The 12,769-nt window shown below is 36.0% G+C and carries 10 protein-coding genes; 1 reads left to right on the forward strand and 9 read right to left on the reverse strand.

The features are described 5' to 3' along the window. Positions 1–87 precede the first annotated feature (87 nt). Positions 88–546 carry an IS200/IS605 family transposase gene (tnpA, locus tag ABWH96_RS00735; protein WP_375579635.1) on the reverse strand — a complete coding sequence of 153 codons (459 nt, stop codon included), beginning with the start codon at positions 544–546 and terminating at the stop codon, positions 88–90. Positions 547–1,325: 779 nt separating this feature from the next. Further along, positions 1,326–3,317, reverse strand: a complete 1,992-nt coding sequence (locus ABWH96_RS00740) for a GTP-binding protein (RefSeq protein WP_375579636.1) — start codon at positions 3,315–3,317, stop codon at positions 1,326–1,328. A gap of 145 nt (positions 3,318–3,462) precedes the next feature. On the opposite strand from ABWH96_RS00740, the gene ABWH96_RS00745 reads away from it, so the two are divergent. Then, complete coding sequence (locus ABWH96_RS00745) at positions 3,463–3,660, forward strand: hypothetical protein (RefSeq protein WP_375579637.1); 198 nt, start codon at positions 3,463–3,465, stop codon at positions 3,658–3,660. A gap of 163 nt (positions 3,661–3,823) precedes the next feature. Here the strand turns inward: ABWH96_RS00745 and ABWH96_RS00750 are convergent, their stop codons facing one another. The 7 genes from ABWH96_RS00750 to ABWH96_RS00780 form a co-directional block, all read right to left on the reverse strand. Then, positions 3,824–6,244, reverse strand: coding sequence for an ATP-binding protein (locus tag ABWH96_RS00750; RefSeq protein ID WP_375579638.1), 2,421 nt, complete (start codon positions 6,242–6,244; stop codon positions 3,824–3,826). Between the two features lie 13 nt (positions 6,245–6,257). Beyond that, positions 6,258–7,787 (reverse strand): ATP-binding protein, encoded by a 1,530-nt coding sequence (locus tag ABWH96_RS00755; RefSeq protein WP_375579639.1) that lies wholly within the window; start codon positions 7,785–7,787, stop codon positions 6,258–6,260. A 495-nt stretch (positions 7,788–8,282) separates the two neighbouring features. Next, positions 8,283–8,843: a helix-turn-helix domain-containing protein gene (locus tag ABWH96_RS00760; protein ID WP_375579640.1), complete on the reverse strand. Its 561-nt coding sequence runs from the start codon at positions 8,841–8,843 to the stop codon at positions 8,283–8,285. A 522-nt stretch (positions 8,844–9,365) separates the two neighbouring features. Continuing rightward, positions 9,366–9,578: a DUF2892 domain-containing protein gene (locus tag ABWH96_RS00765; RefSeq protein ID WP_013454458.1), complete on the reverse strand. Its 213-nt coding sequence runs from the start codon at positions 9,576–9,578 to the stop codon at positions 9,366–9,368. A 77-nt stretch (positions 9,579–9,655) separates the two neighbouring features. Beyond that, complete coding sequence (locus ABWH96_RS00770; protein WP_375579641.1) at positions 9,656–10,282, reverse strand: Crp/Fnr family transcriptional regulator; 627 nt, start codon at positions 10,280–10,282, stop codon at positions 9,656–9,658. 521 nt (positions 10,283–10,803) lie between these two features. Further along, positions 10,804–11,481 carry a porin family protein gene (locus ABWH96_RS00775; RefSeq protein ID WP_375579642.1) on the reverse strand — a complete coding sequence of 226 codons (678 nt, stop codon included), beginning with the start codon at positions 11,479–11,481 and terminating at the stop codon, positions 10,804–10,806. Between the two features lie 316 nt (positions 11,482–11,797). Next, complete coding sequence (locus tag ABWH96_RS00780; protein WP_375579643.1) at positions 11,798–12,616, reverse strand: crotonase/enoyl-CoA hydratase family protein; 819 nt, start codon at positions 12,614–12,616, stop codon at positions 11,798–11,800. Positions 12,617–12,769: the final 153 nt, after the last annotated feature.

Raw genomic sequence — 12,769 nt, forward strand, 5'->3', positions numbered from 1 at the left:
TGGCCCCATAGGGGTCTACTTATGGTAACTGAAAAACTGTCAGCCAATCCCAAGCTCCGTAGGAGCGACCTTATCGCATACAATCTCTCAATAAAATTCAAATACATAGCTTTCATTATAATCAACATCAAACTTTTCAAGAAATCCCAAATATTCTTCTTTAAAACTCATGGTTCTATGATGCTCTTCTTGATTCTTTATGTAATTAATTACATTCGACCGTTGTGATTTTGAGTAAGAAAAAGCACCATAACCTTCTTGCCATCTAAATTCACGATTATTAAAATAATTATCATTTAGCCACTTTGAAGAAGTGGATTTAAGCATCATCATATGGTCTGCAATTGACATTTTCGGGGATAGTTCAAAAAATACATGAACGTGATCTTTCCAACCATTGATAGCTAAAGGGAAAGCATTGTCATTTTTTAGAATGCCATACATATATCGGAACAATTCTTTTCGTATCTCTTTGGTCAAGAAATATTTTCGTCCCTTTACTGCGAATATACATTGAATGTTGATTTGTGAATAGGTATTGGCCATGATTGAAATTGTTTGGACTCAAAAACTAATCATTACATTTTAATTTTTAAAACTTTTGACTAATTCTTCTCTTATAAGGTCGTTCCTACGGAACTTTTGTTTGTTTTAATTATGCTGTTACCATAGGATCGTTCCTACGGAACTTGGGTTTATGAGCTAATCGAATGAGCAAGTATACATTTTATCTTATCATCCGCCTTAAAAGCCCTCAAATTAGCTAAAAAGCATGCGGGGAATTAATAATATGCAAATGTAATTTTAGCCCCATTGGGGCGGACTTATGGTAACCGAAAACTATGGGTTATAGTCTAGCTCCGTAGGAGCGATCTTATCATGGACTACAGTCATCTCCTTGCTTATCTAACTCAGATAAGGTCGTTCCTACGGAACTTAGTTTTACTTACTTTATCCTTTTACCATAGGGTCGTTCCGCTGGAACTTAGGGTTTTGGGCTAATCGTAAAACATGAAGGAAATCTCTCCTACCGTTTTGCAGGTAGTCAAATTAGCAAAAATGATTATTTGGTTGCTTTTTATGTAACAAAGTGCTTGAATTTAGCCCCATCGGGGCTGAATTATGGTAACAGACGATAAGGTGCTGTAGTATAGCTCCGTAGGAGCGGCCTTATCATTAGATAGTAGCTCAATCTGTAACTTGATCGTACAGCTCACATAAGGTCGTTCCTACGGAACTTGGGTCTTCTTTACCTTATGCTGTTACCGTAAGATCGTTCCGCTGGAACTCAGCTTTTGTGCTTATGGTAAAATATAAAGGAAATCTCACCCCATCATCCGTTCATCCGCCTTAAAAGCACCGCGCATATGCAAAATCCATTGTGACTCATCAAGCGGTGAAACGCCTTTGTAGGGACGAACCTTCTGATCGGTAAGCGTGGTTTTTTCATAGCCATCCAGGCTGAATTTTAGTCTGCCTTTGCCGGAGGTGGTGGCATTAAATTGAATGGCATAATCCATGGCTTCGGCTACGGCAACTCTACCTTTTAAGATGAAAAATTCCCCATCAAAAAGCGGACTTTCCAAAGTAGCTCGCATTTGACTTAAATCACCGGAGACCGCCCCAAGATATTCCTGGTGGGCTTTGATTTCAAAGGCATACATCGGCTCAAGCAGATCAGTTCCTGCATTTTCCAATCCTCGCATTACGCCCATAGGGGTTGCTAACAAAAAGTCTCCCGGATTGGAGTGCACATTATGCTCTTCACCTTTGATCAAAGTGATCTTGATATCGGTTACTTCATAACCATGCAAACCTTGCTTTAAAGTCCACGGAATGGCGCGCTTTACTTCATTGATGTATTTTTGGCTGATATCGCTGCTGCGGACTTTGTTTTCAAAGCTCACACCACTGTTCGCTTCTCCTGGTTCTATCAAGAAGGTCATAATCGCCCAACAAGGCTTCGGCATCCAGTAGCGCACATAGCCTTCGGCAGATTGAGAAGGCGTTTCCTTATAAATAACTTTTGGCGGAAGGAATTCAGCTTCTATGCCCCATCTTTGGCTCAGGCTGTCTTTCAAAACTTCCGTTTGAATTGGTCCCAGAATTTTTAAGTGAAACTCTCTTTCTTCCTTAAACCATTTGAAATCTAAAATGGGATCTTCCAGATTAAGAATCTCTAATGCTTCTCCTAACTTTTGATAATCTTTATCTTCTACGGCTTTTACCTCCACCGCCAGTACGGCATTACTGATTTTGGAATAGGAATCAGCGAGTTTTTCATTGCCTAAAATATCTCCCGCCAGGATAATATCAGAAGTCGTGATCAAACCAATTTCTCCCTGATGGAGTTCGGAAACTTGCTCCAATCCCCCAGCTTCTGCCTTAAAAATTTGGTTGATCTTAATATCTTTGCCCATCTCTTGAGACGGAATGCTGTCTTTGGTTTTTAGCAGACCGCCATAAGATTTGATATAAGCGAGCCTTCCCAATTTTTCATGAAATTCGACTTTAAAAACCTTGGCAGCAGGATTAGAAAAATAATTTTGATGAGGAGGAATGAGCTTTTCCAACTGATCTAATAACTCATCAATCCCAAGCCCTAGTTTAGCACTTCCAAAAAGAACAGGATGAAGACTGCCGTTTTGAATATGCGGCAAGGCTTGCGCCAAAATAGTGGACATTTCGCCAATATTTCCTTCCAGGTATTTTTCCAGAAAAGCTTCATCACATTCGGCTAAGTTTTCCAGGGAATGATCAAGGATTACATGATCTGCAAGATCGCTACAAGCTTCAAAGGGCACTACTTGCACTTGATTGGAATCCGATAAATCAGGAAGGTTCAAAGCAAAAAGTTTAGCGCCTAATTTTTTTTGAAAATCAGCAAAAACCTGTTCTGAGAATACACCATCTCGATCGATTTTATTAAAGAAAATGATGACAGGCAGATTACGCTCTTTCAGGCTTTCCCACAAATTTAAAGTATGCGCCTGAACGCCTTCTTTTGCTGAAACCACTAAGATCACCGCATCCAAAATGGAAAGTGCCCGATCTACTTCTGCCGCAAAATCAATATGGCCCGGGGTATCGACCAATTGGAATTGTATTTGCTTCCAGCTGAAATTAACGGAAGCCGCTTTGATGGAAATCCCTCTGCTTTTCTCCAGTGCCAAGCCATCTGTGATTGCAGAACCTTTATCCACACTGCCTTGCGCTTTCGTTGCACCCGCATGGTGCAGCAAGCACTCTGTCAATGAGGTTTTTCCTGCATCTACATGCGCTAAAATTCCTATGGTTAAAACTGTTTTTGCTGACATTGGAGTGCAAACTTAGGAAGATTAACCCGTAAAATGGGACTAAAAAAGACATAATCTATTAATCAACCTGAACCAATGGAACCAAAAATATGGGGTTTGAAAGGGTATTTTTAGACAGGAGGAGAACGAAATTATTGAAGAACTTTTGACTTCCTCAGATTGGCAGCGTTATTTCCCTATTATTTATGGTATTCCAATCATGACCCCTGATGAATACAGACAAAAATCATTGGAGGCCCCGGTCATGAAGAAGTGGGGATTGGAATTGCCTGCAGGTGATCAAAGCTTTCGCTTAGATGGACCTACCCATGCACGAGCTTTGGAGATGGGTGATGAGGAATGAAATGGTAGTTAGGCTAAGTGCTGTGTTTTATCGCAAGATAGTGGCAAGACACATGCGACACGTGTGCGCCAACGGGGGGGGTGATTGTGGCTAACATTCCCTGTATGGTGTCGTAGCATCCCGCAGGGTGGTGCTATACACTATACATTTTGCTGTGCTTTCATTATTTTTTTACTCGCCTTAATCCTGCTAAGAATACTTTGTTTTCTGTCTCAGATTCAAAAATTTCTTGCAGAGAAGTCCAGTATTCACTACTTACCTGGTCCGCTATGTTTTGACATATAGTAAAAGCAATTGCCTCTTCAAAATCAACCCATTTTTCTGACATTATAATTTCTGTTCTAGGTGAGTTAAGATCTAAATCTCTTTGGTCGCATATGTCAATAAATAGAATAAGAGGAAAAGGCCATGATATTCTGACCTGATTGTTCTTTGTATTCCAGCTATTAGGGAACAATGTGGTTGGTACTTCAATCCCATGCAGAGAAAGTTTGGATCTAGATTTTGCTAATTCGGAATTTGAATGAGATTCGTCTATTTCTCCTTCATCATTAATGGTAATTGTTTTTGATGTTTCTGATATGGAGTTTTCTGAAATTGTAATCTTTTTTTCTAGAGTATACATTTCACCTTCAATTTCAATATCTCTTGAGTTCAGTTCGATTTTCTTTTTTGGAATACCTTGACTTTCAAGTATTGCAATTGAAGCTGAACCAATAATGCCTAATTCTTTTTTATTAAGTTCTATTTCAAATATTCTAATATTGTCATGAGAATTCCAAGTTCTATCTTTTAGTGAAGTAGATGTTTGTTCTAAAAAGCTATTTTGATTCTTTACTTTTTTCTCAGAAATAGTATGAATATTTATTTGAAATGGAGGATTAGGAATTACATTATCGATTGATTCTATGAAGTCATTCTCTGACATTTCATCCCACGGATTTTTCTCTTTCCTTAAAACCAATTTAGTCGTAGTTCCGGGTATTTCTCTTAATCCATCTTTAATCCAAAAAATACTTTCTTGTCCTTCAACGGTGATATTGATTGCATCACTTGATTTATGTGGTGCATAAACTCTTTTGGTATCAACAGTCAATGTGTCCGCAACCATAAAACATGATAATATTCCTATTCCGAATCTTGAAGTCGGTGTGAAATCCGCATTTGATTTAGATTTTAGATCATAGAAATCTGCCGATTTATAGAAAGATGAACCTATTTTAGAATAGTAGCTATCTATAATGTATTGATCCATGCCTGTTCCATTATCATCAACTTCTAAAATTATATCTCCTTCTTCCTTGTAATATTTTACACTTATTTCTGGGACATATAAATTCCCCCATTTATCTTCTTGTGCTTTCCTTAAAAGGCAAGCGTCTATGGAATTTTGTAAGAGCTCTCTAAGGGCTACTTCAGGATTTCCGTATAGTTTGGTTCCCATCAATAAACCAATTACCTGTTTTTTACTAAGGTTAAACTGGGTATTTCGGTAAATGTAAAGTGGTTTATTGTGAATGTCTTTTTGAGTTTGAATCTTTTCTCTGTTTACTTGAAAAGGTATTCGAATACTAATATTTCTATCCGTTATTTGGTTTGAATCATACAAAGTGCTCAGAATATTATTACAAATACTAAGCTCATGATCAATCAAATCACAAAACTCATGGATTGAAGCTTCAATCGCTGGGTGTTTACATTTTGCATTGAATTGAATTTTATCAGAGTTAATTTCCCACGCTTGAACTGCTCGATGTTTATTCCACTCTTTTATAGATATTGGGTGTCTAACATTTAAGTGAGAAAATAAAGTTGGGGGAGTTCTTTTAGCATCAAAATCTAGAATATCTGCTAATCTTAGTATTACACCAAGGAGTGGTAAACAAGAGTATATGTTTTCACCACAAAGATAATTTTGATCAAGGTCAAGTAAAGTTAGGGCATTCTCGTTGTGACTGTAACATATTTGTGCAAATTCAATTGTAAGATCTACATCCCTAAATACAATCCTATTGCTCCAGTCTTTGGCTATAATATCTTTGGCTCTTTCAGCATGTGTGATTCGTATGTATTCAGTTATTAAGTAAGCTTTTTGTATCTCAGCTTCAGAATGCTTTCCTTTAATTATTAGTTCAGTAATCAATTCTTTTGATTCAGGCCGAGCAACAATAAAGCGATGAAATTTTTCAAAATCATTTTTTTCGTTGTCCTCAACTTCAGGTTCATAATCAAATACCTTTTTCCAAGCTAAAATTTCTTTTTCTTCAGGAGCCATACCTATATCATGAAAAAATGAACTAAGTATTAAAATTGCTAATTCTGGAATCGACAAATTCTGTATGCTTTCTTTAGGAATAAGTTTTCCCATCAAGTTTAGAACTCTAAATAAATGATCTCCATCATGCAGGGTGAACTCACCCATATGCTTTACTATGGTTTTTGTTCTTTGGAAGGCATATGATATTCCACTGTTGACCAAAGTGACTATTTCGGAATCTTTCTTATCACATTTTTCTTTAAGAACTTTATATAGATCACTTTTTTCAAGTCTTAATAGGTATTCATCCTTATAATCGTCAGACATATGTTCTCGTTTTTTAATCTTGGTCGCTAATAAAGGTTCTCATCAATCCAATAGATTCACTTAGTTGGGCTTCAGTAAATCTCGTATTGTGGGTGTTTTCAGGATGATGTATTTGGTGTCTAATAAATTCAGTCAGAACTTTTTGTTCTGTTAGTGTTGAACCATCTCTTCTTAGCCTTATATATTCTATTGTATCCTTACCATTTTTAAAGTCATTTATTAATTCTTCGCTTTCTAAATAACCATATAATTCATTGTGATACTCTTCGGTTATTTCCTCAAATGCTGTAAAATTCACCTCATTTAGTGACGGGTAAGGCAGTTGTCCTGGTGTTACCGATTTAACAACCTTATTTCCATGTTCTAAAAGAATTAATCTTAACTGGTCAAAAATCAATTCTTTGACTATTACTGGGCTATGTGTTGTTAAAAGAATTTGAGTGTTATCTGAACCCGATAAATCGATAAGAGATCTAATTAACATTTTCTGATGAGCTGTATGTTGAGATGTTTCGGGCTCTTCAATGGCATAAATAACACTTGGAACATTTCTTTCTATCCTTCTTCTTTCAGCCTCCGCTCGAAAAAAATTTAATAGGATAAGTCTTTTAACACCACTCCCTCTTTTGTTTATTGGAATGTCTTCATCACCTGTGATAGAGACTTTTTTAAAAACGTCATGCCACTTTAGACTATCTGATGATGGAATTTCTGGGTTTAGACTATCTGCAATTTCAGGATTCATTTCTCTTAATTTAGCAAGGGTTAATCCTGCTACTTCTTGAAGTTTTCTTTCAACTTGTTCGGCTATTCCTGCTAGTGTACTTTGGATTTCTCCATCATTCATTATTTGTTTTACAGCCTCATTAAGAGGATCTTGTACTTCATTATCACTATCACTATTCTTTCTGTCAGATTGGAATAGTGAATAAAGAGGTAAGTAGCTTTCTAGCTTATCCCAAATGGATTTAGTTTCTCCTTTGGTCACATCAATTTCAATTTCTTCTAGGTCAAGATTTCCAGAATGATGCGACCATATAGAAGCTCGCATAACAGCATTTCTCGTCCTGTTTTCACATTCTATTTCTTCATCATTTATTATCCCCTGTAATTCTCTTTGTGTTTTGAGTAATAGGTTGGAACAGTTTCCATTTGTAGGATGGTTGGCTTTTATAAATACTTTTTCAGTACCGCCATTGCTGTACCTTTTAATTATTTCTAAATGTCCGTCAGCATTCAGAAGGAATTCAGCTCCTAAAGATGTTTCATTTGTGCTATCGATTACAAGTGAATCTGGTAACTGATCAAATATTAGTGTGAATTCGGTGATTTTATTATTCTCTTCTAAAGAAGTTTTATTAACATCATCCTTGTCCAATTTTATTGTCCCTTTGCCTTTATTGAAGAAAACATCTAATGCTTCTAGTATTGATGATTTTCCAATATCGTTTTTACCAACCAATGTGGTCAGATTACCAGCAGAAATTTCAACTTGCTCTCGATAACTTCTGAAATTTTTTATTTTGGCGGTTAATAGTCTCATTCTATTTTTCTATTGAAGCACAACATCTTGCTAAATCTATTGCGTTTATTCATTTTTCAACTCCCAGAAAGCTTTATGATTTGAATGGGTATAAAGGTTTCGGTTATTGATGAATTGTAAATATAGAAATACCGTTCTGTTTTTCACCATATAAATAGCACTATTCATCGAAAAAATTCAATTTATTCTTGTTATTGGGCTAGTTGGAAAATGGATGGGGTAAATAGGTGAGGGGTTTTGAGAGACCTGTTATTAAATTCATTAGTTAAATTATGAATCAAATTTATCTTATTGCTCTCATGTTGCTTCATACTTTTTCCATTGATGAAAAAGTATGCAAAAAATCTAGGTAAAATGATGCTACTACCCGCTAATGCCAACGCCTTGCCCGCCATTTTACCCTCCAGCCCGCTTTTTCGCTTTAGGCGAAAGTTGGGGAGTTAGCTTTAAATTATTTTAATACTAATATTAAATGCATCATTAACTGTATGAAACTTAAGTCAACTCAAAATTACCCTCATTTAGCTTAAGCTTTGGATTATTGAGCTTTTCAAGAGAGTTTTTTATTTTCATTCTATCTGCTTGAGCTAAAAAAGTAGGGATCAAGTAAGTCAGGTCGATTTTCAACAGTCGGTTGATGATAATCAAATCTTTTAAGGAAAAGGGACTTACACCATTCATTAACTCGGACATATAGGATTTGCTTTTATGCCCTAAAATTTCACCAAGGTCTTGCTGCGTTAAATTTAAACTTTTAAGCTTCTTTCTAATTAACTCTTTCCTCTTTTGAATGAATTGCCTTTCTTTTTCAGCAATAACTTCTGCTAAATCACTTTCCTGTATTTTTTTATCCGTTATTTTTGAGCTGGAAGACCAATTTTTGTCTTCATAAGCAGTAATTAAGTCTCTTAATTTCTTGCGAATAGCTTTATATTTTGAATCTTCTTTAGCAAGAACTCTTAATTTTCGATCTGCAATTAAGGCTCTCTCAAACTCCAATTCACTAGCAATTTTACCTGCTTCCAATAATTTCGATATGTCGAGTGGTGTTTGCATAATGCTTATTACAAATAAACAAAGAATAGTTCGGAATATTTCCGAACTTTTAAAATAATTTTATTGATAATAACAATTGATTTGTCCTCAATTGTGACTTTATCCTCTAAGTTAATTTTTGCCAAAAAGTGGAAAATCTTAATCGAAAGGGACTTTTCAGGTTTTGGCGAATGTTGAATTTGAAAGATAATTAATCCATCACAAAATTAGAAATTGCACATATAGAAGTTATCAAAAAATTCAATTGATCTTGTTTTTAGGCTAGTTGGAAAAGTGGAAAGTGTAAATGATTTTAGACCTTGAGAGTTTAAAACAGGTTTTGTTGGGTTTTAGCCAACTAGCACAAGTGGACACTTGCGCTATGGGAGTCCAAGCGGACGCTTGAACTAGTGGTTAGCTATCATTGAAATAAAAAAGCAAAAGTGGTTATTAAAGTAATTTATGCACACCCACTTAAACCAAAAGAAGGAAGTGATTGATCACCTTAACCGCTAGTGCTCTTATTCAATATAGAAAGTTTTCTTATTTACTTTCTTTCATAGGGCAGCTTGAAATCCCGAAAGGTGCATAAAGAGGGCAAAAGCTTATCAAGCTGGTTAGTACAAAAACTCCTGCTAGTACTAAAAGCACTATACCTACTGTTCCTGAAATGATTCCTGTGAAATAAAGAACTCCTACAATTGCAGCGATTATTACTCTAATAATTCTGTCTGCTGATCCCATATTTTTTTTCATCTTCTTAAAATTTAAATTGTTTTGCTTTATGTTAGTATAAAGATATGGGATACGAAGTTGCTATACAGTGACTGCGGTCACCACTCGCCAACAATTTTTATTTCCCCAGCGTTTTGTACAACTTTCTCTTCATTTTCAAGCTTTTTCAGCACTCGGGTGATCACTTCACGAGCTGTTCCTAGTTCGTTCGCAATCTGGCTATGGCTCATTTTAATGGAATTAGTGCTGGTCAGGGCGGATTTCTTTTTTAGATAATCATACAGGCGCTTATCCATTTTGTCGAGTAGCAAATGGCTTATAGTTTCCAGTAATTCAGAATATCTGAGGTTGTACTGAGTATAAAAGAGTTCATTAAAATCCGGGTATTTTTGTAGCCATTCAGGTAATAGCTTTACGGGAATTAAAATGATTTTTGAATCGGTTTCCGTAGTGGCAAAGACTTTACTGGGGCTGTTTTTTAATGCCGCATTGAAAGTCATCACACAACTTTGAGCAGGTTCTATATAGTAGAGTAACAACTCTTTCTCTTCAAATTTTGAATATACTTTGACTAAGCCATCCAAAACAATGGGTAAGACCTTTACATATTGCTGCGCTCTTAAAATTTCAGTTCCTTTGGGAAATTCTTGGACAGTTGATTCTTGCAGTATCTTTTCAACCAAATCAGGTTTTAAAAAAGACAATATCTTCTTTTCAGATTCCATTAGTTGTAGTGTTTAAGAGGTTTTGCACGCTGCTGTAAAGATATGACTATTTTGTCGGGGGTGGTAAGGACACACGCGAAATGCATGCACCCAATGTCTTTAAGTTAAGGATTTTATTATTTCTCTGGTATCTGTTTTTTACTATTGCCTGGCACAGTAGCTTAATAGTTTGTTAGCAAGAAACAAATAAAATCCACCAGAGGCGGTAGTAGTTTCCACCAGCCGGAGGCAGGAAGAGATTGTTTTTCTATCGCCATCCTCTGGATGGTGATGATTACTATCGCCTCTGGCGCTGAATAATAAGACTGCAAAAGTTTCTTTGTCGCAAAGTATTAAATAAATTCCAATAACCTGAGTTTCTCAATTAATAGAAGTACTTTCATACTGGTGTAAAAGCCTTAAACTAGAGTAGTATTTCTTAACTTAACGACATTGCCCGTGCGCCAAAAGGGGAAATTAATGACTATTAATGAGATACTTTAGATGTATGGTTGGCTACCCTCGCGCATTCTATGATAGATTTAAAATTTATATCCTAAAGTAATTCTGGCAATAGCATTCCTTACCGATTCTTCAAACTGAGTGTCTTCATATTTCATTGATCTGTAAATTCCGTAATCGTAGGTTGTTTGGATCACATAGGAACTTAACTGCACACCTAAACCCATTTGAATTCCATAGTCAATCCGGTTACTAAACTTTCCTTCAAATTGATTTCCCATTTCCCTTGGTTCGCCACCTACAAATAATTCTGTAGTGCTATTATCAAATAGTAATAAGTTAACATAAGGTCCTGCCAAAGCATATAATTTTTGCTCTCTAAGCTTAAAATGGAATTTTAAGGTGATTGGTAAATCTAAATAATATTCATTGACAGAAGATTTGAATTCATATCTGTTAGATGTATTGGTGTTATCAAATGAGGGCATGTAAATCGTTGATTCACTATTTTCCCTTTTCAAAGAAAACATTAATGCTGGGGCAAGATCAAAATGATCGTTTAGTTTTATATCAATTGCTGGTCCAATATGAAAACCTGGTCTGTACGCCCTATTGACTTGGGAATCATTAACTTTTTGCTGTCCTAATTTAGAAAAATTGATCCCGCCCAAAAGATAAATATCTTGACCATAAGATACATTACTAAATAGCACAAATGTTAAAATATAGATTAGTAGGGTTTTGCTTATTTTCTTCATGATAGAATTTCTTTTCTCATCCTCTTCATGGCAAGAGAGAGCTGAAATTACGCAATTGTAATGCAGATGCAATGATAGAGTTTAAGCAAAACAAATCCAATTTGAGTTGAAAATGAGGACTAGCTAGGGTTTAGCCAACAAGCACAAGCGGACGCTTGCGCTATTTCATTTTATTTCCATATAACTCACTGGTTCAAGTTGGAACCGTTTTGTTTTAAAAATGAACAACGTTATTATTGCCGAATGCACTTTTAATTGTACCGAATTCGGTATAATTAAAATCTAGATTGTAAATTGATTCTCATTTCCCGAGACACTAATCCTTAAACTCTGGACTCCTTTTTTCCATGCTGGCTTTAAAGGCCTCACTCAAATCATCAGAAAGTAACATAGCGGCATTCCAAGTGGCCATATAATTTAAGGAATCCTCCACCGAATGATCTCGGCTGTATTTCAGCACTTCTTTGGTGCCTCGAATGGACAAAGGAGATTTTGAAGCTATCGTAGCGGCCAGTTTATGAGTGCTTTCCATCAATTCATCTCTTGATGGTAAAGATTGATTCACTAGACCAATCTCTTTGGCTTCTTTGCCGTGCACTTTTCTACCTGTATAGGCCATTTCGGAAACCATACCGGGAGAAATTAATTTTGGCAGGCGTTGTAAAGTGCCGAGGTCTGCTACCATTCCTAAGTCAATTTCTTTTATGGTAAAATAGGCATCATTACTACAATAGCGCATATCACAAGCTGCAATGATATCGACTCCTCCACCTATGCATCCGCCATGTACTGCGGCCAAAACGGGCTTCTTGCATTTTTCAATAGCATTAACCGCTTCTTGAAGGGTTAATACCAATCCTCTAATTTCCTCACTTCTTCTTCCGGCACATTCAATTTTTTGATATTGACTCACCGACATCAGCAATTCTAAATCGATGCCCGCACAGAAATTTTTACCTTCTCCGCTAAGCACAATGGCCCTCACTTCAGCTGTTTCTGAAAGCATATTGAAGATTTCCTTCATCTCTGTCCAGGCTGGCTTATGAAGCGCATTGGATTTTTCTGGACGATTGAAGGCTACGCTTGCTACTTTGTTTTCAATTTCAACTTTAAAATATTGTGGTTTCAGTTCCATGATCTTATGTCTTAATGGTTTTTCTAAATTAAGAATTGGATTTAATCTTATTGCATCGGTTCAGCTAGTAGTAAGATAGGGATTTAAGTTGAAATGATGAATATTCAATTTGGTATTCCGGCTAGACACAATTTGCTTTTTCAATAAAAATAG

It is taken from the genome of Marivirga tractuosa, from assembly GCF_042140215.1.
In the GTDB taxonomy this organism is placed as follows: domain Bacteria; phylum Bacteroidota; class Bacteroidia; order Cytophagales; family Cyclobacteriaceae; genus Marivirga; species Marivirga tractuosa_A.

Coding starts and splice junctions, on each gene's coding strand:
- tnpA (WP_375579635.1), bottom strand. CDS start 546: ATGGCCAATACCTATTCACAAATCAACATTCAATGTATATTCGCAGTA.
- ABWH96_RS00740 (WP_375579636.1), bottom strand. CDS start 3,317: ATGTCAGCAAAAACAGTTTTAACCATAGGAATTTTAGCGCATGTAGAT.
- ABWH96_RS00750 (WP_375579638.1), bottom strand. CDS start 6,244: ATGTCTGACGATTATAAGGATGAATACCTATTAAGACTTGAAAAAAGT.
- ABWH96_RS00755 (WP_375579639.1), bottom strand. CDS start 7,787: ATGAGACTATTAACCGCCAAAATAAAAAATTTCAGAAGTTATCGAGAG.
- ABWH96_RS00760 (WP_375579640.1), bottom strand. CDS start 8,843: ATGCAAACACCACTCGACATATCGAAATTATTGGAAGCAGGTAAAATT.
- ABWH96_RS00765 (WP_013454458.1), bottom strand. CDS start 9,578: ATGAAAAAAAATATGGGATCAGCAGACAGAATTATTAGAGTAATAATC.
- ABWH96_RS00770 (WP_375579641.1), bottom strand. CDS start 10,282: ATGGAATCTGAAAAGAAGATATTGTCTTTTTTAAAACCTGATTTGGTT.
- ABWH96_RS00775 (WP_375579642.1), bottom strand. CDS start 11,481: ATGAAGAAAATAAGCAAAACCCTACTAATCTATATTTTAACATTTGTG.
- ABWH96_RS00780 (WP_375579643.1), bottom strand. CDS start 12,616: ATGGAACTGAAACCACAATATTTTAAAGTTGAAATTGAAAACAAAGTA.